The following is a 21,963-nucleotide window of genomic DNA, read 5'->3' on the forward strand; positions in this document are numbered from 1 at the left end:
CCGCAATGCGCAAGATTAAGAAGAACGATAACGTTCAGATCATCGCTGGCAAGGACAAGGGCAAGAGCGGCAAGGTGCTGCATGTGGACGCGGCGAAGGACAGAGTCATCGTCGAGGGTTGCAACATGGTGCAGAAGCACCAGAAGCCGAGCCCGCAGAACCAGAACGGCGGCATCGTGAGCAAGGAAGGTTCCATTCACGTCTCGAACGTGGCGCTCCTCGTGAACGGTGAGCGCACGAAGGTCGGCTTTGAGCTGAGAGACGGCAAGAAGGTCCGTGTCGCAAAGAAGAGCGGCAAGGTCATCGACTAACGCAGAGAGGAGGAGCATTCCAAGTGGCTAGAGCTAGATTAAGAGAAATCTACGACAACGAGCTTGTCGCAAAGATGATTGAGAAGTTCGGATACAAGAATCCGATGCAGGTCCCGAAGCTCGACAAGATCGTGATCAACATGGGTGTCGGCGAGGCGAAGGAGAACGCAAAGGTCCTCGAGGCTGCAGTCCGCGACCTGGAGATCATTGCGGGCCAGAAGGCAGTGATTACGAAGTCCAAGAAGTCGGTCGCAAACTTCAAGATTCGTGAGGATATGCCGATCGGTTGCAAGGTGACGCTGCGCGGCGAGAAGATGTATGAGTTCGCCGATCGTCTGATCAACCTCGCACTGCCGCGTGTCCGCGACTTCAGAGGTGTGAACCCGAACTCCTTTGACGGCAGAGGCAACTACGCAATGGGTATCAAAGAGCAGCTGATTTTCCCGGAGATCGAGTACGACAAGATCGACAAGGTGCGCGGCATGGACATCATTTTTGTCACCACGGCACAGACGGACGAAGAGGCGCGCTACCTGTTAACGCTGTTCAACATGCCGTTTGCCAAATAATCAGGAGGGAAAAGACTCATGGCTAAGAAGTCGATGAAGATCAAGCAGGCGCGTCCGGCGAAGTTCTCCACCAGAGAGTACAACCGCTGCAGAATCTGCGGACGCCCTCACGCTTATCTCAGAAAGTACGGAATTTGCCGTATCTGCTTTAGAGAGCTCGCTTACAAGGGGCAGATCCCCGGTGTCACGAAGGCAAGCTGGTAAGGCGAAGCTGATAGAAATCCAACAGGAGGAAACATTCCATGACAACGAACGATCCGATTGCAGATATGCTGACAAGAATCCGCAATGCAAATACTGCAAAGCATGATGTGGTCGATGTCCCGGCTTCCAAGATGAAGGTCGCAATTGCCGACATTCTTGTGAACGAGGGCTATGTCGAGAAGTACGAGTTCGTCGAGAACAAGGGCTTCCAGGACATTCGTATCACGCTGAAGTACGGCGCAACCAAGAACGACCGCATCCTTAGCGGTCTGAAGAGAATCTCCAAGCCCGGTCTTCGTATCTACGCGGGCAAGGAAGATATGCCGAAGGTTCTCGGCGGCCTCGGCACTGCAATCATCTCCACAAACCAGGGCGTCATCACAGACAAGGAAGCACGCCGTTTAGGTGTGGGCGGTGAGGTTTTAGCATTTATCTGGTAAGAAATTGCCGCATGAAATGCACATAAGATCCCGATCATTTTAACGACATCAGGAGGAAATCGGCATGTCACGAATTGGAAGAATGCCTATCGCGATTCCGGCAGGCGTCACTGTCACAATCGCAGAAAATAATCTTGTGACTGTAAAAGGTCCGAAGGGTACGCTGGAGAGAGTGCTGCCCGCTGAGCTTGAGATCAAGCAGGAAGGCAGCGAGATTATTGTCACAAGACCCAACGACTTGAAGAGAATCAAGTCGCTGCACGGTCTCACGAGAACACTGATCAAGAACATGGTAGTCGGCGTGACTGAGGGCTATGAGAAGGTTCTGGAGATCAACGGTGTTGGTTACAGAGCCGCTAAGCAGGGAAGCAAACTCGTCCTGTCTCTTGGTTATTCTCATCCGGTCGAGATGGAGGATCCGGAAGGCGTCACGACGGTCCTCGACGGTCAGAATATCATCAAGGTGCAGGGTATCGATAAAGAGAAAGTCGGACAGCATGCTGCCGTGATCCGTGAGAAGAGACTGCCTGAGCCGTATAAGGGCAAGGGTATCAAGTACGCTACGGAGACCATCAGACGCAAGGTCGGTAAGACCGGTAAGAAATAATTAGGAGGGTTTTATTATGGTAAGCAAAGAATCCAGAAAAGCTGTCCGCGAGAAGAAGCACTGGAGAATGCGCAGCCACCTGAGCGGCACTGCGCAGAGACCGCGCCTCTCCGTGTTCCGCAGCAACAGCCATATGTACGCGCAGATTATCGACGATACGGTCGGCCGTACCCTCGTCGCTGCTTCCACGCTGGAGAAGGAGGCGAAGAGCGCACTGGAGCACACGGATACCGTGGAAGCTGCTGCATATGTCGGCAAGCTCATCGCAGAGCGCGCGAAGGAGCAGGGCATCAGCGCCGTCGTGTTTGACAGAGGTGGATTCCTCTATACGGGTAAGATCCAGGCGCTCGCAGACGCTGCACGCGAAGCCGGCTTACAATTCTAAGAGGGGGAACAGAAGACAATGGCAATGAATCGCGATAGAAACGATCAGAAGAATTCTGAGTACAACGACAAGGTCGTCGCCATCAAGCGCGTCAGCAAGACCGTCAAGGGCGGCCGCACGATGCGTTTCTCCGCTCTCGTGGTTGTAGGAGACGGCAAGGGCAAGGTCGGTGTCGGACTCGGCAAGGCAGGTGAGGTTCCGGAGGCTATTCGCAAGGGCAAAGAGGCGGCAATGAAGAACATTGTCACGGTTGCAATTGACGAGAACAAGAGCATCCCGCACGACTTCACGGGTGAGTACGGCAGCGCCGTGGTGCTGATGAAGCGCGCACCGGAAGGTACCGGTATCATCGCAGGCGGCCCGGCTCGTGCGGTTGTGGAGCTTGCAGGCATCCAGAACATCCGTACCAAGTCGCTCGGCTCGAACAACAAGACCAATGTTGTGCTCGCGACGCTGGAAGGACTCAAGGCAATCCGCTCTCCGGAGGAGATTGCAAAGAGACGCGGCAAGTCCGTGGAAGACATTCTCGGCTGAAAAGGAGGACAGGAACATGGCGAAACAGCTTAAGATTACTCTTGTCAAGTCCCCGATCGGCGCAATTCCGAAGCAGAGAGCGACTGTAGCAGCGCTGGGACTCAAGAAAATGCATAAGACCGTCGTCATGCCGGACAACGCAGCGATGCGCGGCATGGTTTGGCGTGTGAGACACCTTGTGCGTGTCGAAGAAGTAGAAGAATAAGGATAGGAGGTTCAGTCATGGATTTATCGAATTTGAGACCGGCTGAGGGCGCTGTCCACTCTGACAACTTCAGACGCGGCCGCGGTCACGGATCCGGCAACGGAAAGACTGCCGGTAAGGGACACAAGGGTCAGAAGGCGCGTTCCGGCGCTCCGAGACCGGGTTTCGAAGGCGGCCAGATGCCGCTGTACAGACGCCTTCCGAAGAGAGGCTTCAAGAACCGCAACACGAAGGATATCGTGGCGGTCAATGTCGAGAGACTTGAGAAGTTCGAGAACGGAAGTGAAGTGACGGCTGAGTCGCTGATTGCACTCGGCATCATTTCTCACGCACGCGACGGCGTGAAGATCCTTGGCAACGGCGAGCTCACGAAGAAGCTGACCGTCAAGGTCAACGCAGTCAGCGAGGGCGCAAAGGCAAAGATTGAGGCTGTGGGCGGTACCTGCGAGGTGCTGTAAACATGCTGAAGAGTCTCCAAAAGGCATTAAAAGTCAAGGAGGTTCGAGATCGTCTTCTTTTCACCCTGCTGATGCTGATTGTGATCCGCTTTGGAAGCAATCTTCCCATTCCGGGCGTGAATACGGATTATCTGAAGAACTTCTTTGAACAGCAGCGTCAGGGCGCCGGCAACGCATTCAATTTCTTCAATGCGATCACCGGCGGCTCGTTTGAGCAGATGAGTGTGCTGGCGCTCAGCATCACGCCTTACATCACCTCTTCCATTATCATGGAACTGATGACAATTGCCATCCCGCAGCTCGAAGAGCTGCAGCGGGAGGGCGAGGACGGCAGAAAGAAAATGCTGAGCTATACGCGTTACCTGACGGTTGCGCTCGCACTCATTCAGTCGATTGCCATGGCGGTCGGTTTCGGCAGCCAGGGTCTTCTGACCCACTTCACCCTGAAGAGTGTCTTCGTCACGATTGCGGCGATGACCGCGGGCTCCGCCTTCCTGATGTGGATCGGCGAGAGAATCACGGAGAAGGGTGTCGGCAACGGCATTTCGATTGTGCTTTTGATTAACATTCTGTCCTCGATTCCGAACGACTTCGCAACGCTCTGGGAGCGCTTCATTATGAACGCGAAGTCGCCGGCGACGGCAGTGGTTGTGGGCCTGATTATTGTGGCCTTCATCCTGCTCATGACTGTCTTTGTCGTGCTGCTCTGCGACGCGGAGCGCCACATTCCGGTGCAGTACACGGCGAAGATGCAGGGCAGAAGAATGATGAGCAACGGACAGTCCTCGGAGATTCCGTTGAAGGTCAACACCGCAGGCGTGATCCCGGTTATCTTCGCCAGCTCGATTATGTCGATGCCGGTTGTTATCGCGCAGTTCTTCAATGTGGACTATGCGAGCATTCCGGGTAAGATCATCATGGTTCTGAACTCGTCGAACTGGTTAAAGCCCGAGCGTCCGGCTTACTCGGTCGGTCTGGTGCTTTACATTGTGCTCATCATCCTGTTCGCGTATTTCTACACCTCCATCACGTTCAACCCGCTGGAGGTCGCGAACAACATGAAGAAGTCCGGCGGTTTCATCCCGGGTATCCGTCCGGGGCGTCCGACCAGTGACTATCTGAGTGAAGTTTTAAAGTATGTCATCTTTCTCGGTGCGACGGGACTCACGATTGTTGCCGTGATTCCGATTTTCATCTCGGGCGTATTCAACATCGGCTCGCTCACGTTCACCGGAAACTCTCTGATCATTATTGTCGGCGTAATTCTCGAGACGCTGAAGTCGATTGAGTCGATCACTCTGGTGAAAAACTACAGAGGCTTCCTCGGAAATTAACGCAGAGCGCGGCGTCCGGCGGGCAAGTTTGTCCGCCGGATGCTCTACATTGCGATGGGCACGCTAGCAAAGGAGAAGGCAGTGAAGATTGTCATGCTCGGCGCTCCTGGCGCCGGAAAAGGGACACAGGCAAAACGAATTGCGGATTACTATCGGATTCCTCATATCTCGACCGGAGATATCTTCCGCGCGAACATCAAAGCGGGCACGCCGCTCGGCCTTGAGGCCAAGCGCTACATGGACGCAGGCGGTCTTGTGCCGGATGGGGTGACCATCGGAATGCTGAAAGACCGCATTCACGAGGCGGACTGCAGCGAGGGCTATGTGCTGGACGGTTTCCCGCGGACCATACCGCAGGCGGAGGCGCTGACCGAGGCACTTGCGGCGGAGGGCACGAAGATCGACGAAGCGGTCGATATCGAAGTGCCGGATGAGGCCATCATCGACCGCATGGAGGGACGGCGCAGCTGTCCGAACTGCGGCGAGAGCTATCATGTCCGCTATCGCGCACCGAAGACGGAGAACATCTGCGATGTCTGCGGCCATGCGCTCGTGCAGCGCGCGGACGACAAGCCGGAGACAGTGGCGGCGCGTCTTAAGGTCTACCATGAGCAGACCAAGCCTCTGATTGAGTACTACAGAGGACAGGGGGTGCTTCGGGAAGTGGACGGCACGCAGGAGATGGGAGAAGTGTTCGAGGCAATCAAAGCGCTGCTCTGACGGGCCCCGGAGATTGGAGTTAAGAAATGGCAGTGACGGTAAAATCGGAACATGAGATTCAGTTGATGCGGGAGGCGGGTGAAATTCTCGCCAAGGTGCATGAGGAGCTCCATGCGGCGCTGAAGCCGGGCATGACGACCCTTGAGATCGACAAACTCTGCGAGAAGCTGATTCGGGGCTATGACTGCATTCCCTCGTTTCTCGGCTATGAGGGCTATCCCGCGAGTGTCTGCGTCTCCGTGAACGATGAAGTTGTCCACGGCATTCCCTCGAAGAAGCGCGTGATCCGCGAGGGCGATATTGTCTCGCTCGACACCGGTGTCATCTGGAAGGGCTGGCAGAGCGATGCGGCCAGAACCTGGGGCATCGGCGAAATCTCGAAAGAGGCGCAGGATCTGATTGATGTGACGCGGGAATCTTTCTTTGCGGGACTCCGCTTTGCAAAGGCGGGCAATCACTTAAACGATATCTGCGGTGCAATCGGCGACTACGCCGAGTCGCGCGGCTACGGAGTCGTGAGAGACCTCGTGGGCCACGGCATCGGCACCGAGATGCATGAGGATCCGGAAGTTCCGAATTTCCGCATGAACCGCAAGGGTATCCGCCTGCAGGCGGGCATGACCCTGGCCCTGGAGCCGATGATCACCATCGGAACCTACGAAGTGGATTGGGGCGATGACGGCTGGACCGTGACCACGGCCGACGGCAGTCTCGCAGCCCACTACGAGAACACAATTCTGATTACGGACGGCGAACCGGAGATTTTATCGCTCGGCAAGAACGATCCGGACAGAGTGCATTAAACCGAAAGGACAGTAGGATGTCAAAGACCGACGTAATCCAGCTGGAAGGCAAGGTCATTGAGAAGCTGCCGAATGCGATGTTTCAGGTAGAACTGGAAAATGGTCACCAGGTGCTCGCACACATTTCAGGCAAGCTCAGAATGAATTATATCCGCATACTCCCGGGCGACCGGGTGACGGTGGAATTATCCCCCTATGACCTCAACAAGGCCAGAATCACTTGGAGAAATAAATAATCTGCGGAAGTGCGCAATGGGCTTGTAAAGCAGACTCAAAACTGCTATACTACTATGGCGACTTTGTTGGCAGATGAAAGGAGTATCACACAATGAAAGTCAGATCTTCAGTCAAGCCGATGTGCGAGAAGTGCAAAGTCATCAAGCGCAAGGGCTCCGTCAGAATCATCTGCGAGAACCCGAAGCACAAGCAGAGACAAGGCTAAGACGCAGCAAAAATAATACAGGAGGAAGACAGCACAATGGCTCGTATTTCAGGCGTTGATTTACCGAGAGAGAAGCGTGTTGAAATCGGACTCACCTATATCTATGGTATCGGTGTGACGAGTTCCAACAGAATTCTGTCCCAGGCCGGCGTGGATCCGAACACGAGAGTCAAGGATCTCACCGATGACGAAGTCAAGAAGATTGCCGAAGTGATCGCTGAAACTCAGGTTGTTGAAGGTGATCTGAGAAGACAGATCGCTATGGACATCAAGAGACTCACCGAAATCGGCTGCTATCGCGGAATTCGCCATCGTAAGGGCTTGCCCGTTCGCGGTCAGAAGACCAAGACGAATGCAAGAACCTGCAAAGGCCCGAGAAAGACCGTTGCTAATAAGAAGAAGTAATTTTAGTAACCGCAGAATTGAATCACGTTGCATGTTTTAACGACAGGAGCGAACTTGGTTCAAGTAAACGAGAAAGTAGGTTAGTTTAATGGCAAAGCAGCAGATGTCAAGCGCGAAGAAGGCGTCCGCCAAGAAGCGCGTTAAGAAAAACGTTGAACGCGGCCAGGCACACATTCAGTCTTCGTTTAACAACACGATTGTTACGTTGACCGACTTACAGGGCAATGCGCTGTCCTGGGCAAGTGCCGGTGGCCTTGGATTCAGAGGTTCAAAGAAATCTACTCCGTATGCAGCTTCCGTGGCTGCAGAGACTGCCGCAAAAGCAGCTATCATCCATGGTTTAAAGTCTGTCGACGTGATGGTGAAGGGTCCGGGTTCCGGGCGTGAAGCCGCAATCCGCGCGCTCTCGGCGTGTGGCATTGAGGTGACCAGCATTAAGGACGTGACCCCGGTTCCGCACAACGGATGCCGTCCGCCGAAGCGCAGAAGAGTATAATCAGGAGGTAGAAAAGTGGCAGTTAACAGAGTTCCTGTTCTTAAAAGATGCAGATCTCTCGGCCTGGAGCCTGGATTCCTCGGCATCGATAAAAGATCCAACAGAGAATTGAGAAGAGCAAATCGCAAGATGAGCGAGTACGGCTCTCAGCTTCGCGAGAAGCAGAAGGCAAAGTTCATCTACGGTGTGCTGGAGAAGCCGTTCCGCAACTATTTCGAGAAGGCGTCCCGTATGAAGGGACAGGTCGGTGAGAACCTGATGGTTCTTCTCGAGAGCAGACTGGACAATGTGATCTTCCGCCTCGGCTGGGCAAGAACCAGAAGAGAGGCTCGTCAGATTGTCGGTCACAGACACGTTCTTGTGAACGGCAAGATTGTGAACATCCCCTCCTACCTGATCAAGGCCGGCGACACGGTTGAGATTAAGGAGAAGGCGAAGTCTTCGGAGCGCTACAAGGAGATTATCGAGATGACTTCCGGTCGCATTGTGCCGACCTGGCTTGAGTCCGATAAGGAGAATCTGAAGGGCGCAGTCAAGGCACTGCCGTCCCGCGAGGAAATCGACGTTCCGGTCGATGAACTGCAGATCGTTGAGTTGTACTCCAAGTAATATGTCTACCGCTAGGGAGTCTCTTTCCGAGAGACTCCCTAAGTGGGACTTTCCGGAGTGTTTCCATGCGTGGCCAAAGATTTAAAGGGGGTATCATTCTTGTTCGAATTTCAGAAACCAAATATCGAGATTGCTGAGATCTCCGAAGACAAAACGTTTGGCCGTTTCATCTGTGAACCGCTGGAGAGAGGTTATGGTCTGACCCTGGGCAATTCCCTGCGCCGCATCATGCTCTCGTCCCTGCCGGGTACGGCGGTGAGCCAGGTGAAGATTGCCGGTGTGCTCCATGAGTTCTCGTCCATCCCCCAGGTCAAGGAAGATGTGACGGAAATCATCATGAACATCAAGAGCCTTGCAATCAAGAATCATTCTTCCTCGAAAGAGCCGAAGACCGCCTACATTGATTTTGAGGGCGAGGGCGTGGTCACTGCAGCAGACATTCAGTGCGATGCGGACATTGAGATTCTGAACAAGAATCAGGTCATCGCGACCATTTCCGGCGGCAGCACGAAATTCTCGGCAGAACTCACGATTACAAGCGGACGCGGCTATGTCAGCGCGGAGAAGAATAAGGCGCAGGGCGACCTGCCGATCGGCGTGATTGCGGTGGATTCCATCTACACGCCGGTGGAGCGCGTCAACATGCGCGTCGAGAATACCCGTGTCGGTCAGATGACGGACTACGATAAGCTGACCCTTGACGTATTTACCAACGGAACGGCAGCGCCGGACGAGGCCGTGAGCCTCGCGGCCAAGGTGCTCTCGGAGCATCTGAGCCTTTTCGTGGATCTCTCGGAGAATGCACGCAGAGTCGAGGTCATGTCCGAGAAGAAGAGCGACGAGAAGGAGAAAGTGCTTGAGATGAACATCGACGAGCTCGAGCTCTCGGTGCGCTCTTACAACTGCCTGAAGCGCGCGGGCATCAACACGGTCGAAGAGCTGATCAGCAAGACGCCGGAAGATATGATGAAAGTGCGCAACCTCGGCAAGAAGTCCCTCGATGAAGTTCTGGAGAAGCTCGCGGATTTGAATCTGCAGCTGCGCCAGAGCGAGGAGACCGAAGAAGAGGAAGAAGAAGAGCAATAACAGGCTGCCCGGCAAGACAGCGGCAGCCCCTGAGTATGGTGCGATTCCGATGAGTCCCGATATGGCACGGATCGCGCTCCCAAACGGAGGAGAAAACCAATGGCAAAGTACAGAAAGCTTGGACGCAAAACGGATGTGAGACTGGCTCTCCTGAGAAGTCAGGCGACGGCGCTCATCGCAAACGGCAAGATTGTGACGACCGAGGCGAGAGCGAAGGAAGTCAGAAAGATGGTCGAGCCCCTCATTGCGCTGGCAGTGAAGGAGAAGGACAACTTCGAGACCGTGAGCGTCACGGCTAAAGTGCCGCGCAAGGATGCAAACGGCAAGCGCGTCAGAGAAGAGAAAGACGGCAAGAGAGTCGTTGTCTATGACACGGTTCAGAAGGAAATCAAGAAGGACAAGCCGTCCAGAATGAACGCGAGACGTCACATGCTCGCAAAGCTCTACGCAGTCGGCGAGTTCGATCCGAAGCACAAGAAGGCTGGCAAGAAGGTTGACCTTGTTGCGAAGCTCTTCGATGAGTACGGACCGAAGTATGAGAGCAGAAAGGGCGGTTACACCCGCATCGTGAAGATCGGCCTGAGAAAGGGCGATGCAGCGATGGAAGTGCTGCTCGAGCTGGTCTAAGCAGAATCCGAAGCATTTTTCAGATACCGGTTTTCCGCGGGGAAAACCGGTATCTTTTTTTCTGCTTACATCTTCCTGGAACCGGTATGTTTGGAGGAAAAAGTCATGAAGCATACCATCTGCCCTTCTTGTGGTGGGCTTTCTGGAGGTAGACAAAAGGCTTTCGCCACAGAAAAAGGTGGAGCTAGCACCAACTCTTTTTGTCCGCTTAGCCTGAACCGGTATGTTTGGAGAAAATGGTCAGAAAGCAGGCGGCCTGCCCCTCTTGCGGCGGCGTTGCCATATCTACTCGATGCTGTTGATGCCCTTGTTTCTCCTTGCGGAAAAACAGAGGGGAAGTGTCTGTGCAGTCGGGGCTTGTCGCATGACGGAGTGCACAGAAAAGGAGCGGTACGAGTGGCTTGTTCCGGACGGAAATATTCGGTATACTGATTGAGAAGAGAATTATTTGTACCGTTTGCACAGAAGGAGGTATCAGATGAGACCGAGAAAGATACTTTTGTCGGCATTGACTGCAATGCTCTTGTCGGCTTTTGCCGCGGTACCGGCGGTGGCCGCTTCCAAACAGAAAATCGGCAGTGTGCGTCTCAATGCGAAGAACCGGATCGAGACGGGCGGGAGCATCACGCGGGACGGTGTTGTGCAGGGGGATCCTGCCAAGGGTGAACTGGGAGTCTGGGTGAATGCGGATTCCTATCAGCTCGAGAGCGTGCGCGTGACCGGCGGTATCGGTGACAATCTGCCGGTCGGCAGTGTGATTAGCGTCGAGGCAGTGCTCCGGACCACGGACAGCGACAGGAGTTTTTCGCAGACTTTGAGCGAGAGCGATGTGCATCTCTCCGACAATGCGGTCAAGGTGACAGAGCTTCGGCGCAGCAAGACGCGCCTTATTGTGGGACTTCGCTTCCCGGGCATCAAGGGCGATTTTGCGGAGCCGGAGGGGGTAAGCTGGCAGAAGGGCGCGCTCGGCCAGGCGAGCTGGCGTGAGCCCGCAAACACGAGCGGCAGCTATGAGCTTGTGCTCCGGCGCGGCGGCGACATTGTGAAGCGTGTCTTCGGCGTGACGGGCAACAGCTATAACTTCTATCCCTACATGACGAAGAGCGGCAACTACAGCTTCCGCATCCGCACCGAGGCGAAGGGCAGCGGCAAGAGTTCCGGCTTCACAGAGTCGGAGACCCAGAAGGTCAATGCCGCGCAGGTTTCGAACGGTCAGGGCGCAGTCTGGGATCAGACCGGCAAGGGCGACGGCAGCAATATCGAGAAGGCGGGCTGGATTCAGAGCGGCGGCGCCTGGATGTATCGCTTTCCAGACGGTAGCTTCAAGAAAGACGGCTTTGAGAAGATTGAGGGCAAGTGGTATTTCTTCAGCTCTGAGGGGAAGATGCGCACCGGCTGGGCGCGCGCTGTCTCGGGCTGGTATTATTTCGCAGAGAGCGGCGAGATGTTGAGCGGCTGGCAGGATGTGAACGGAAAGATGTACTATCTGGACGCAGACCCGGATTCCCCGACCTACGGCAAGATGGCGGCCAATGAGCTGATTGTGAGCGGCGACAAGTACTATTACGCGCTCGCGGACGGACAGAGGGCCAAGGGCTGGGTACAGCTCGGTGACCACTGGTCTTACTTCTATCCGGAGAGCGGGGAGATGGCGCGGAATACGACGGTGGACACATTCTATGTGGATGCGGACGGCGCGTGGCGGCATTAAAAGGACAAGAAAAAAGAAGCGCGGTTGCGCTTCTTTTTTCTTGCCGTGATCAAGGAAACGATTGCCTTACCACTCGTGAACTTTAATCATGCGGCCGTCATCATCCACATCATAATTCAGGACCTTGGTATTCCGCGCAAGTGCGCCTGTCTCCGGGTAAAAATAATACCAGTCTCCGTTGATTTTATCCCAGCCGGAATTTCTGACGCCTTTTTTAAAGTAGTAGAAATTTCCGTCTTTGTCCTGCACCCAGCCGGAGACCGCTTTACCGTCTTTTCCGGTGACAGCGACACCTTGCGCTGTATTGGAGAGAACATAGCTGTTTGCATCAACGAGCGTATGCGCCGCAAATGCGGGTGCTGCCTGTGACATGGAAAGGACCAGTGCGAACAGCAGAGCAATTCGCAACCCTTTTTTCTTCATGCGTTAATCCTCCTTTCCCCTTTCGTCAGAATAATTATACCAGATATTTGCGGCGTGAAAAGCGACTTAGGAGAGCTGTAAACATATTGTAAGGAATTCTTCCGTGTTTACGGCGGCAGGCGTATTCTATGCAGCATATGTGCTTTGTGGTATACTTTTAACGGTATGCCATCAGACGGGTGGCAAGTAAAAAGTTGCAAGCCGGAGGAGAAAATGCGGATTAAAGTCAGCAACTACATTGCGAGAAAACTGGTAGAGAGCGGCATTGTGCGCGGGTTCAGTGTCGTGGGCGGCGGTGCGATGCACTTAAACAATGCCCTCGGCCATGAAGACGGCCTCACAATCACGTATAACCATCACGAGCAGGCCTGTGCGATTGCTGCGGAGTGTTACGCGCGCATCAACAATAAGCCCGCCGTGGTCTGTGTGACCACAGGACCCGGCGGCACGAATGCCCTGACCGGCGTGGTCGGCGCATGGCTGGACTCCATCCCGATGCTGGTGCTTTCGGGTCAGATTCGGACGGACTGGACGGCGCGCATGTCGGGTGTGCACATTCGTGCGCTCGGCGACCAGGAATTCGATATCTGTAAATCGGTCGCGGCGATGACCAAGTACTGTGAGATGGTCACGGATCCGCTGCGCATTCGCTACTGCCTCGAGAAGGCGCTGTACCTCGCAGAGAGCGGCAGACCGGGTCCGACCTGGCTTGACATTCCGCTCGATGTGCAGGGCGCCTTTGTGGAGACGGATGAGCTCCCGGGCTTTGACCCCGAGAACTACGAGGCGGGCGGCGACGGCTTTGCGACACCCTCGGCGCATAAAATCCCCGAGGACGAGGCCGGGAAGGGCGAGTACCGCGCTGTGCTGCCGAAGAAGGTGACACGGGAACTCGCGGAGGAAATCATTGACCGCATTGCCGCGTCCAAGCGCCCGGTCTTTAACGCGGGCAACGGCATTCGGATTGCGAACGCGCACGCGGAATTCCTTGCGGTCGCGCGGAAACTCGGCATTCCGGTTGTGGTCGGCTGGGATTCCGAGGACTGCCTCCCGAGCGATGACCCGCTTTACGCGGGACGTCCGGGTAACTTCGGCGATCGCCCGGGTAACTTTGCGGTTCAGAATGCGGATCTGGTCTTCTCGGTGGGCTCTCGTCTCAGTGTGCGTCAGGTCGGCTTCCAGTCGAAGGCGTGGGCGCGCGAAGCCTTCACGATTGTGAACGACATCGACGCGGAGGAATTGAAGAAGCCTACGATTCATGTTTCGCTCCCGGTCCATGCGGATGCGAAGGATCTTTTAACGGTCATGAACGAGGTGCTGGATGAAAAGCAGACGCCGATTTTCGGCGGCGGCGAGGGGCTTCGCGGTATGAGCTGGAGCGAGACCTGCAAGTACTGGGTGGAGCGCTATCCGGTCGTACAGGAAAAGCACCTTGCAGTTCCGGCTTCGCGCCCGGCGAATGTCTATGCGCTGATTCGGAAACTCGGCGACGCGGTACCGGAAAACACGATTACCGTGGTCGGCAACGGATCCGCCTGCGTGGTCGGCGGCCATGCCTACCGGATTAAAAAGGGACAGCGCTTCATCTCGAACTCCGCGATTGCCTCGATGGGCTATGATTTGCCTGCGGCAATCGGTGCGGCGAAGGCCAACGAGGATCGTGAGCGCTACGGGCGCGATATTGTCCTCCTGACCGGCGACGGCAGCATCATGATGAATCTGCAGGAACTGCAGACCATCTCCGGCGCGAAGATGCCGATTAAGATTTTCCTCATCAACAACGATGGCTATCACTCGATTCGCCAGACCGAGCGCAACTTCTTCGGCGACCAGCCGCTGATCGGCATAGGCAGCGACAGCGGGGACCTCAGCTTCCCGTCTTTCGAAAAGATTGCGGCAGCGTTCGAGTTGCCTTATGTCGCAGCGCGGAATAACGATGAGATTGATGAGGCGATACAAAAGACGCTCGCGGCAGAGGGACCGATGCTCTGCGAGATCTTCGTGGATACCGACCAGAACTTTGAGCCGAAGTCCGGCGGAAAGCGTCTGCCGGACGGCAGCATGGTGAGCCCGCCGCTTGAGGAGCTGGTTCCGTTTCTGAGCGATGAGGAGTTGGATGAGAATATGATTGTGCCGAGGTATCGGCCGTGAGAGTGCTCTTAAGCGGTGCAAGCAGCTTTTTGGGGCTTGCACTCGCAAAAGAGCTACTCGATGCGGGGCATGAAGTGTTTGCGCCGCTCCGGGAAAAGACAGGGCGGACGGGCCTGCCGCTCACGGGAGTCGGCTTTCACCTGTTTTCCGGCGACATGGAAGACAGGACAGCGCTGCGACAAAATCTGGAGCGGGAACTGACGGCAGCGGAGGCGCTGCCGTTAGATGTCTGCTTCCACCTTGCCTGGGGCGGCGTGGGACAGCGCGGACGCATGGACAGGGAAATCCAGGACAGAAACTTAGCGGCCTCGGAGGACATGGTAGCGCTCGCGGCGGAATTCGGCGCGAAGCGCTTTCTGTTTGCGGGCTCGCAGGCCGAGTACGGTGTTACACTGGAACGCGTTCGAAGCGGGGAGATGCCGGGCACAGCGATTGACGAGCAGACGTCCTGCCGTCCGATTTCGGAGTATGGGCGCGCCAAGCTCGCTTTTTCGGCGCGCGGGGGAGAGATCGCGGCGCGTCTCGGCGCAGACTACCGCCACCTTCGCATCTTCTCGGTCTACGGGCCGGGGGATCACGAGACCGCGATTGTGCCGACCGCGGTCAAGGCGGCCGCGGCGGGAGAGGAAGTGCGCTTCGGCCCCTGTGCGCAGCAGTGGAACTTTTTGGCGCTCAGGGATGCCGTTCGCGCCCTTCGCTTGCTCGGCGAAGCCGAGAGAAGCATGCAGGGCGAAATCTTCAATGTCGCGAGCCTCGACACGCGATCTCTGCGGTGTTTTGTCGAAGAGATATTTGAGACGGCGGGACAGCCTGCCGCGCTTGCGCACTTTGAGCCGCGGGAGACAGGGCCCGAGGGAACGCCCTATCTCGCGCCGAACATTTCGAAATTACTGCGGAGCATAGACTGGACGCCCGAAACCGGTTTTCGCGCGGGCGTGCGGGACTTGCTCTCGGATACCGCAAACGGAGAGAACTGAGGGAGGAAACAGCTGTGAAGAGATGTATTGCCTGCGGTGCGCCGCTTTCCGCGGAGCCGCTGCTTACCATTGAGAACATGCCGGCCGCGGCGCAGCATCTGCCGCGCCCGGAGGATGCGGCGACCGAGCGCGGGGTCACACTCAGGCTCTGCGCCTGCACGGGTTGCGGGCTCACGCAGCTCGACAGCGAGCCTGTCGCCTACTATCGCGATGTGATACGCTCCGGCGGCTACTCGGAGACCATGGACAAGCTTCGCCGCGCGCAGTACGACGCCTGGATTCCGGCCTTCCACTTAGAGGGAAAGAAGATTCTGGAAGCGGGTTGCGGGCAGGGGGAATTTCTCTCGATTCTCGCGGCGTATCCGGTCAAGGCCTACGGGATGGAGCACTTTCACGAACTCGTTGTAAAGGCGCGCGAAAAGGGGCTCACGGTCGCGGAGGAATACCCGGAGCGGGAGGATCAGATTTTCGAGAACGGGCCTTTTGATGCCTTCACCTCGTTTAATTTTCTCGAGCATCAGCCGGATCCGGCGGCCTATCTCCGCGCGATTGCGAACAATCTGACGGTAGGCGGCGCAGGGCTTGTGACGGTGCCGAGCTTTGAGTATATTCTCGAAGAAAACAGCTTCTACGAGTTCATTCCGGATCATCTTTCCTATTTCACCGAGGACAGCTTAAGTTCGCTGATGAACCGCTGCGGTTTCGACGTTCTGCGGAAAGAGCGCGTAAACCGCGATACGATTTCGGTCTGGGTGAAAAAGAAAGCGAGACCGGATGTCTCGGGACTCATCGAAAAGCAGAAGACCATTGCGCGGGACATCACCGGGCTTGTGAATGCGGCGGCGGCGCGCGGCAAGGTCGCAATCTGGGGCGCTTCGCACCAGGGCTTTTCGATTGCGGCTTCCCTTGGACTTGGCGATAAAATCTGCTATATCATCGACTCCGCGCCCTTTAAGCAGGGACACATTGCCCCCGCTTCGCACATCCCGATTGTCTCGCCGGATGCAGCCGCGGCGGACCCGGCAACTTGTATTCTGATTGTCGCGCCGGGCTACACGGAAGAGATTGCGGCGCGCATCCGCGAGAAGTTTCCGGCGGACACCGAGATTTGGACGCTCCGGAGCGACAGACCCGAGCGTCTTACGGACAGGAGAGAGGCATGAGAGCATTTGTACTGGAGAGACCCGGACAGGCGGCGCTCATTGACAGCGCGCCGTATCCGTTACTCGAGGAGCCGTACGGCGCCGTTCTGGAGCCGGTGGTTGTGGCGCCCTGCAGTTCGGATGTCAACACAGTGTACGGGAGCGGTTCCAAGAAGCCCGACAACCTGATTCTCGGGCATGAGTGCATTGCGCGGGTCAAGGCGGTCGCAAGCCGCGTGCGGGACTTTCGGGTCGGCGACTTGGTCGCGGTGCCGGCCATCACGCCGGACTGGCGGAATGTCGAAATCCAGGAGGGAAACGACCGCCATGCGGGGCGCCCCTTCTCGGGCAATGCGCTCGGGCGGAGCATTCCGGGCGTCTTTGCCGAGGCATTCGGCATTGCGGATGCCGACACGACCCTCGCAAAAGTGCCGGAAGGCGTGAGCCTCGAGGATGCGCTGATGTGTGTCGACATGGTGACGACAGGCTTTACCGGCGTTGAGGCAGCGGAACTCAAATTCGGCGACACGGTCGTGGTGCTCGGCATCGGCGCGGTGGGGCTCATGGCCGTACAGGGCGCCGCACTTAAGGGAGCTGCGGAGATTTATGCGGTCGGCACACGGGAAATCAGTGTGCGGCGCGCCCTCGAATTCGGCGCGACAGAGGTGCTGAGTTATAAGGACGGCGATATCCGGGAGCAGATTATGGCGAGAACCGGCGGACGGGGCGCGGATGCGGTCTTTGTCTGCGGCGGCAACGACGATACCTTTCGGGAGGCTGTCGACATGGTGCGCTACGGCATCGGCCGCGTCGTGAACTTAAAGCATTATCCCGGCGACGGCGATATCGGGATTCCGAAGTTTTCCGGCGGCAGAGGAATGGCGGGAAAGACCGTTCACCTCGAACTCTGCAAGGGCGGAAGAGCGCGGATGGAGCGGCTTCTGCGCCTCGTGAAGGCCGGCAGAATAGAGCCCGGGCGCATGGTCACGCATAAGCTCACGGGTTTTCCGGCACTTGCGGAAGGGCTCGAACTCATGCGGCGCAAACCGCAGGATTTAATCAAGGTGATGGTGCGCCTTTCGCCGGGAGGAGAGGAAAAGCAGGCATGAAAAAAATCAGCGTTGTGATTCCCTGCTATAACGAAGAGGAAAATGTCGGGCCGATGGCGGAAACGCTGGTGGGCCTCTTTCGGCATGAGCTCGCAGCCTATGATTACGAACTCATCTTCATTGACAACGATTCGCAGGACAGAACCAGAGAATATCTCCGCGCACTTTGTGCGGAGAATCATAAAATCAAGGCAATTTTTAACGCCAAAAACTTCGGGCAGTTCAACTCGCCCTACTACGGGATGCTCCAGTCTACCGGCGATGCGACGGTGCTGATGGCAGCGGATTTCCAGGACCCGCCCGAGATGATTGTGAAATATGTCGCGGCCTGGGAAGAGGGCTACAAAATCGCAATCGGGATCAAGACCCACAGCGCAGAGAATCCGCTCATGTATCACCTTCGCTCGCTCTATTATAAGTGGATCCGGAAGCTCTCCGAGGTGGATCAGATTGAGCACTTCACGGGCTTCGGCCTCTACGATAAGAGTTTTATTCAGGTACTCCGGGATCTCGATGACCCGACGCCTTTTCTCCGCGGCATTGTCGCGGAACTCGGCTATCGCCGGAAGGAAATTCCCTACGACCAGCCGAAGCGCCGCGCGGGCAAGACGAGCAACAATCTTTATAAGCTCTATGACGCAGCCATGCTCTCGGTGACCTCCTATACGAAGTTCGGCCTGCGGCTCGCGACCTTCCTCGGCGGCATCACCCTGGTGGTGAGCGTTGTGATCGCGCTCATCTACCTCGTGCTGAAGCTCCTCTACTGGGACCGCTTCCAGGCGGGGTTAGCGCCGCTCTTAATCGGCATGCTCTTTCTCGGCGCGGTGCAGATTTTCTTCATCGGCATGGTCGGTGAATATGTGCTGACCATCAATCAGCGCGTCATGAAGCGCCCGCTGGTGGTCGAGGCAGAGCGACTTAATTTTGACAGCGAAGACGCGGAGGAGACGCGATGAAGTACAGAGTCGACGTGGTGCGCATTCGGGAAAACTACATCACCCTAAACGGCTGGGCCATCGGGCGGAATCCGGGGAGCGAAGCGACATTTTCGGTCGAAGATGAGGCACACCGCCCTCTGCCGTTTAAGCTGGTGCGGACACGCCGGGACGATGTGAGCCAGATTTACTATCACGCGACTTCGGAAAAAGAGTACGGCTTTGACATCCGCTTTCCCTACGAGAGAGGCAAGAATTACTATCTGGTCATCTCTGTTGAGGGGCATAAGGCGCGCATCAAATACAACGAAGAGCTGATTGCGAAGCGCTCTTCGGTTGCACATAAGCGCATGGAGAAAATCAAGGATCTCTGCAATATGGAGACCGTGCGCGTGGCCTTTGACTATTTCAAGAAGCACGGCCTGAAAAAGCTCTTTTTGAAGTCCAAGAACAAATTGCAGGGCATAGACTCGGACTACGAGTACGCCGAGTGGTACGAGAAGACCCGCCCCACGGAGGCAGAGCTACAGCGGCAGCGGGAAACGGTCTTTGACAGTACGTCGCCTCTCTTTTCGATTGTGATTCCGCTTTTTGAGACGCCGACAGTTTATTTGAAGGCGCTCCTCGACTCCCTGCTCGCGCAGACCTATACGAAGTTTGAAATCTGCCTTGCGGACGGCAGCCGCCCCGGGAAGGACACGGAAGCTGTTCTCCGGGAGTATGCGGCGCGCGATCCGAGAATCCGTTATACGGTGCTCGGCGAGAACCGCGGCATCGCGGGAAATACGAACGCGGCGCTCGCCCTTGCGACAGGCGATTTTGTGGTGCTCTGCGACCACGACGATATTCTGCCGCCCGAAGCGCTCTTCTCCTTTGCCGAGGTCGTTGTGAAGGAGCCGGAAACCGACTGCCTCTATTCCGACGAGGATAAGCTCGACATGGACGGCGGCTCCCTCTTTGACCCGCATTTTAAGCCGGACTTTAACCCGGATCTGCTCGGCTCCGTCAACTATATCTGCCATCTCTTTGCGGTGCGGAAAAGTCTTCTCGACACGGTCGGGCAGTTTGACGCGGCCTATGACGGCGCCCAGGACTATGACTTTATCTTCCGCGTGACCGAGAAAGCGCGGCACATTGTCCATGTCCCGAAGGTGCTCTATCACTGGCGCTGTCACATGAACTCGACGGCCTCGAACCCGGAGAGCAAGCTCTACGCCTTCGAGGCGGGCGCAAGGGCGATTCGCGCGCATTACGAGCGCGTCTACCCGGAGCTAAAGATCAGAGAGGTTAAAAAGGGGGTGGACTACGGCATCTACCACACGATTTTTGATTTGACGGAGGAACCGCTCGTCTCGGTGGTCATCCCGAATAAGGACCATCGCGAGGATCTGGACAAGGCAATGCGCTCTCTCCTCGAGAAGGGAACTTACAAGAATCTGGAGTTCATTGTCGTCGAGAACAATTCGACCGATCCCGAGACCTTTGCCTATTATGAGGCGATTCAGAAGGAGTTGCCTGAGGTCAAGGTTGTTTACTACGAAGGTGGCTTCAATTTTTCGGCAATCAATAACTTCGGCGTCCGCTATGCGAAGGGCGAATATCTGCTCTTTATGAACAACGACGTGGAACTCATCAACCCGGACACGGTGCGGGAGCTTCTCGGCTACGGACAGCGGGAAGATGTCGGCGCGGTCGGCTGCCGCCTCCTCTACGAGGACGATACGATACAGCACGCGGGCGTGGTCATCGGCTTCGGCGGCATTGCAGGGCACACCTTCATCGGTCTCCACGAAGTGCAGAACAGCTACTTCCACCGCGCGCTGACCGCCCAGGACTACTCGGCGGTGACGGCGGCCTGCCTGCTGACAAAGAAGGAACTCTTTCTCTCGGTCGGCGGCTTCACGGAGGAACTTGCGGTCGCGTTTAACGACATTGACTACTGCCTCAAAGTGCGGGCGGCCGGAAAGCTGGTGGTCTATAATCCCTACGCGCTGCTGCACCACTACGAGTCGAAGTCGCGCGGTCTCGAGGACACGCCGGAAAAGGTGGAGCGCTTTAACCGCGAAGTGGCGCGCTTCATGAAGCGCTGGCCGACAATTCTCGAAAAAGGAGATCCCTATTACAACCCGAACCTGACACTTCGGAAGTCGAATTTTGCGCTCCGGGATCTCGACAAGGAGAAAATCGGCGAACCCTATCACATGCCGGGTATCGAAAAATATTTGCGCGAACTGGAGGAAGAGGCGTGAGAGCGGAACAATGGGAGCGCGAGGATGCGCGCGTCACGGTGGTCATTCCGAACTACAACGGCATGAAATATCTGCCGCAGTGCATTGCGGCGCTGAAGCGTCAGACGGAGCAAAATTTTTCGCTCCTCGTCATGGAAAACGGCTCCTCGGACGGGAGCGCGGAATGGCTCAGGAAAGAGGGCATTCCGACCCTATTCAGCGAAGAAAATCTGGGCTTTGCGGGCGGCGTGAACCGCGCGGTCCGGGAGGTCAAGACGCCCTATGTGCTGCTCTTAAACAACGACACCGAGGTCTTTCCGAACTTTGTGCGCGCGCTCACGGAGAGCATTTCGCGGCACGAGCGCATCTTCTCGGTCAGTGCGATGATGATACGCACGCAGAACCACGCGGAGATTGACGATGCGGGCGACCTGCTTTCGCTGCCCGGCTGGGCTTTTCAACGCGGCACCATGGAGCCCTGTGCGGCCTATGAGAAAGAGGCAGAGGTCTTCTCCGCCTGCGGCGGCGCGGCGATTTACCGGACGGACTTGTACCGGGAGTTCGGCGGGCTCGACGAGAGCTACTTTGCCTATCTGGAAGATATAGACCTCGGGTGGCGGGCCAAACTCGCGGGCTACCGGAATCTCTACTGCCCGGCGGCCAAGGTCTACCACTTCGGCTCCGCGACCAGCGGCTCAAAGTACAATGCGTTCAAAGTGCGGCTCTCGGCGAGAAATCACATTTTCACGATGGCGAAAAACCAGCCGCTCTGGCAGCTCATCTGGAATCTGCCCTTCCTGATCGGCGGCATTGCCGTAAAGGCGGCTTTCTTTGCAAAGAAGGGGCTGCTTTCCGATTATCTGCGCGGCCTCATTGAGGGCCTCACGGCGCTCCCGGCGCGCGATAAAACAGATTTCTCAAAGATTCCGGCTTCCCGCATCCTCGCAATCGAGTGGGAACTGGTTCTCGGCACCGCCGCCTATGTGAGACACTATGTCTCGCGGGCTGCGAAAAAGGAAGCTGGAAAATCGGCCTCCAATCCAGTATAATTT

28 protein-coding genes are annotated in these 21,963 nt (G+C 56.4%); 27 read left to right on the plus strand and 1 reads right to left on the minus strand.

The genetic code is table 11. The features are described from left to right. The first annotated feature begins 5 nt into the window (after positions 1-5). The 20 genes from rplX (at position 6) to ACO4XG_RS06920 (ending at position 11,946) form a co-directional block, all read left to right on the plus strand. Positions 6-311: a 50S ribosomal protein L24 gene (gene rplX / locus ACO4XG_RS06825; protein ID WP_009532634.1), complete on the plus strand. Its 306-nt coding sequence runs from the start codon at positions 6-8 to the stop codon at positions 309-311. A gap of 23 nt (positions 312-334) precedes the next feature. After that, complete coding sequence (gene rplE / locus ACO4XG_RS06830; protein WP_009532633.1) at positions 335-880, plus strand: 50S ribosomal protein L5; 546 nt, start codon at positions 335-337, stop codon at positions 878-880. An 18-nt stretch (positions 881-898) separates the two neighbouring features. Further along, complete coding sequence (locus ACO4XG_RS06835; protein WP_009532632.1) at positions 899-1,084, plus strand: type Z 30S ribosomal protein S14; 186 nt, start codon at positions 899-901, stop codon at positions 1,082-1,084. Between the two features lie 38 nt (positions 1,085-1,122). Further along, positions 1,123-1,524 carry a 30S ribosomal protein S8 gene (rpsH, locus tag ACO4XG_RS06840; protein WP_009532631.1) on the plus strand — a complete coding sequence of 134 codons (402 nt, stop codon included), beginning with the start codon at positions 1,123-1,125 and terminating at the stop codon, positions 1,522-1,524. Between the two features lie 64 nt (positions 1,525-1,588). Continuing rightward, positions 1,589-2,131: a 50S ribosomal protein L6 gene (rplF, locus tag ACO4XG_RS06845; protein WP_009532630.1), complete on the plus strand. Its 543-nt coding sequence runs from the start codon at positions 1,589-1,591 to the stop codon at positions 2,129-2,131. Between the two features lie 16 nt (positions 2,132-2,147). Beyond that, on the plus strand, positions 2,148-2,516 hold the full coding sequence (rplR, locus tag ACO4XG_RS06850; protein ID WP_009532629.1) for a 50S ribosomal protein L18: 369 nt from the start codon (positions 2,148-2,150) through the stop codon (positions 2,514-2,516). Between the two features lie 24 nt (positions 2,517-2,540). After that, positions 2,541-3,050, plus strand: a complete 510-nt coding sequence (rpsE, locus tag ACO4XG_RS06855) for a 30S ribosomal protein S5 (RefSeq protein WP_040799664.1) — start codon at positions 2,541-2,543, stop codon at positions 3,048-3,050. A 16-nt stretch (positions 3,051-3,066) separates the two neighbouring features. Continuing rightward, a complete protein-coding gene (gene rpmD / locus ACO4XG_RS06860) occupies positions 3,067-3,255 on the plus strand; it encodes a 50S ribosomal protein L30 (RefSeq protein WP_009532627.1) in 189 nt (62 codons plus the stop codon). A gap of 17 nt (positions 3,256-3,272) precedes the next feature. Continuing rightward, positions 3,273-3,713: a 50S ribosomal protein L15 gene (rplO, locus tag ACO4XG_RS06865; protein ID WP_009532626.1), complete on the plus strand. Its 441-nt coding sequence runs from the start codon at positions 3,273-3,275 to the stop codon at positions 3,711-3,713. Positions 3,714-3,715: 2 nt separating this feature from the next. Then, positions 3,716-5,047 (plus strand): preprotein translocase subunit SecY, encoded by a 1,332-nt coding sequence (gene secY / locus ACO4XG_RS06870; RefSeq protein WP_308508517.1) that lies wholly within the window; start codon positions 3,716-3,718, stop codon positions 5,045-5,047. A gap of 81 nt (positions 5,048-5,128) precedes the next feature. Next, positions 5,129-5,767: an adenylate kinase gene (locus ACO4XG_RS06875; RefSeq protein WP_308508518.1), complete on the plus strand. Its 639-nt coding sequence runs from the start codon at positions 5,129-5,131 to the stop codon at positions 5,765-5,767. Positions 5,768-5,793: 26 nt separating this feature from the next. Then, complete coding sequence (gene map, locus ACO4XG_RS06880) at positions 5,794-6,570, plus strand: type I methionyl aminopeptidase (protein ID WP_308508519.1); 777 nt, start codon at positions 5,794-5,796, stop codon at positions 6,568-6,570. A gap of 17 nt (positions 6,571-6,587) precedes the next feature. Continuing rightward, positions 6,588-6,806: a translation initiation factor IF-1 gene (gene infA / locus ACO4XG_RS06885; RefSeq protein ID WP_009532622.1), complete on the plus strand. Its 219-nt coding sequence runs from the start codon at positions 6,588-6,590 to the stop codon at positions 6,804-6,806. Between the two features lie 92 nt (positions 6,807-6,898). Next, a complete protein-coding gene (rpmJ, locus tag ACO4XG_RS06890; RefSeq protein ID WP_009532621.1) occupies positions 6,899-7,012 on the plus strand; it encodes a 50S ribosomal protein L36 in 114 nt (37 codons plus the stop codon). Positions 7,013-7,048: 36 nt separating this feature from the next. Then, positions 7,049-7,417 (plus strand): 30S ribosomal protein S13, encoded by a 369-nt coding sequence (rpsM, locus tag ACO4XG_RS06895; protein ID WP_308508520.1) that lies wholly within the window; start codon positions 7,049-7,051, stop codon positions 7,415-7,417. Positions 7,418-7,520: 103 nt separating this feature from the next. Continuing rightward, a complete protein-coding gene (gene rpsK / locus ACO4XG_RS06900; protein ID WP_330362064.1) occupies positions 7,521-7,913 on the plus strand; it encodes a 30S ribosomal protein S11 in 393 nt (130 codons plus the stop codon). Between the two features lie 15 nt (positions 7,914-7,928). Continuing rightward, complete coding sequence (rpsD, locus tag ACO4XG_RS06905; protein WP_308508521.1) at positions 7,929-8,522, plus strand: 30S ribosomal protein S4; 594 nt, start codon at positions 7,929-7,931, stop codon at positions 8,520-8,522. 99 nt (positions 8,523-8,621) lie between these two features. Beyond that, positions 8,622-9,608: a DNA-directed RNA polymerase subunit alpha gene (locus tag ACO4XG_RS06910; RefSeq protein ID WP_009532617.1), complete on the plus strand. Its 987-nt coding sequence runs from the start codon at positions 8,622-8,624 to the stop codon at positions 9,606-9,608. A 99-nt stretch (positions 9,609-9,707) separates the two neighbouring features. Continuing rightward, positions 9,708-10,235: a bL17 family ribosomal protein gene (locus ACO4XG_RS06915; RefSeq protein WP_009532616.1), complete on the plus strand. Its 528-nt coding sequence runs from the start codon at positions 9,708-9,710 to the stop codon at positions 10,233-10,235. Positions 10,236-10,713: 478 nt separating this feature from the next. Continuing rightward, positions 10,714-11,946: an N-acetylmuramoyl-L-alanine amidase family protein gene (locus tag ACO4XG_RS06920; protein WP_308508522.1), complete on the plus strand. Its 1,233-nt coding sequence runs from the start codon at positions 10,714-10,716 to the stop codon at positions 11,944-11,946. Positions 11,947-12,012: 66 nt separating this feature from the next. Here ACO4XG_RS06920 and ACO4XG_RS06925 read toward each other — a convergent pair whose 3' ends face one another. Then, positions 12,013-12,369, minus strand: a complete 357-nt coding sequence (locus ACO4XG_RS06925) for a hypothetical protein (protein ID WP_308508523.1) — start codon at positions 12,367-12,369, stop codon at positions 12,013-12,015. 213 nt (positions 12,370-12,582) lie between these two features. Between ACO4XG_RS06925 and ACO4XG_RS06930 the strand changes: the two genes are divergently transcribed. The 7 genes from ACO4XG_RS06930 to ACO4XG_RS06960 are packed head-to-tail and all read left to right on the plus strand — an operon-like array spanning position 12,583 to position 21,960. Next, positions 12,583-14,520, plus strand: a complete 1,938-nt coding sequence (locus ACO4XG_RS06930; RefSeq protein WP_308508524.1) for a thiamine pyrophosphate-binding protein — start codon at positions 12,583-12,585, stop codon at positions 14,518-14,520. After that, positions 14,517-15,497, plus strand: a complete 981-nt coding sequence (locus tag ACO4XG_RS06935) for an NAD-dependent epimerase/dehydratase family protein (protein ID WP_308508525.1) — start codon at positions 14,517-14,519, stop codon at positions 15,495-15,497. Before ACO4XG_RS06930 ends, ACO4XG_RS06935 begins: the two co-directional genes overlap by 4 nt. 14 nt (positions 15,498-15,511) lie before the next feature. Then, entirely contained in the window at positions 15,512-16,660 is a 1,149-nt protein-coding gene (locus tag ACO4XG_RS06940; protein ID WP_308508526.1) for a class I SAM-dependent methyltransferase, read from the plus strand. Further along, the gene (locus ACO4XG_RS06945) at positions 16,657-17,748 is read left to right on the plus strand and encodes a zinc-binding dehydrogenase (protein WP_308508527.1); all 1,092 of its coding nucleotides are present in this window, start codon (positions 16,657-16,659) and stop codon (positions 17,746-17,748) included. The genes ACO4XG_RS06940 and ACO4XG_RS06945 overlap by 4 nt, the downstream gene beginning before the upstream one ends. Next, a complete protein-coding gene (locus ACO4XG_RS06950; protein ID WP_308508528.1) occupies positions 17,745-18,704 on the plus strand; it encodes a glycosyltransferase family 2 protein in 960 nt (319 codons plus the stop codon). Before ACO4XG_RS06945 ends, ACO4XG_RS06950 begins: the two co-directional genes overlap by 4 nt. Further along, entirely contained in the window at positions 18,701-20,932 is a 2,232-nt protein-coding gene (locus tag ACO4XG_RS06955) for a glycosyltransferase family 2 protein (RefSeq protein ID WP_308508529.1), read from the plus strand. Before ACO4XG_RS06950 ends, ACO4XG_RS06955 begins: the two co-directional genes overlap by 4 nt. Further along, positions 20,929-21,960, plus strand: coding sequence for a glycosyltransferase family 2 protein (locus tag ACO4XG_RS06960; RefSeq protein ID WP_308508530.1), 1,032 nt, complete (start codon positions 20,929-20,931; stop codon positions 21,958-21,960). Before ACO4XG_RS06955 ends, ACO4XG_RS06960 begins: the two co-directional genes overlap by 4 nt. The last annotated feature ends 3 nt before the right edge of the window (positions 21,961-21,963 follow it).

This window comes from Stomatobaculum sp., assembly GCF_057248925.1.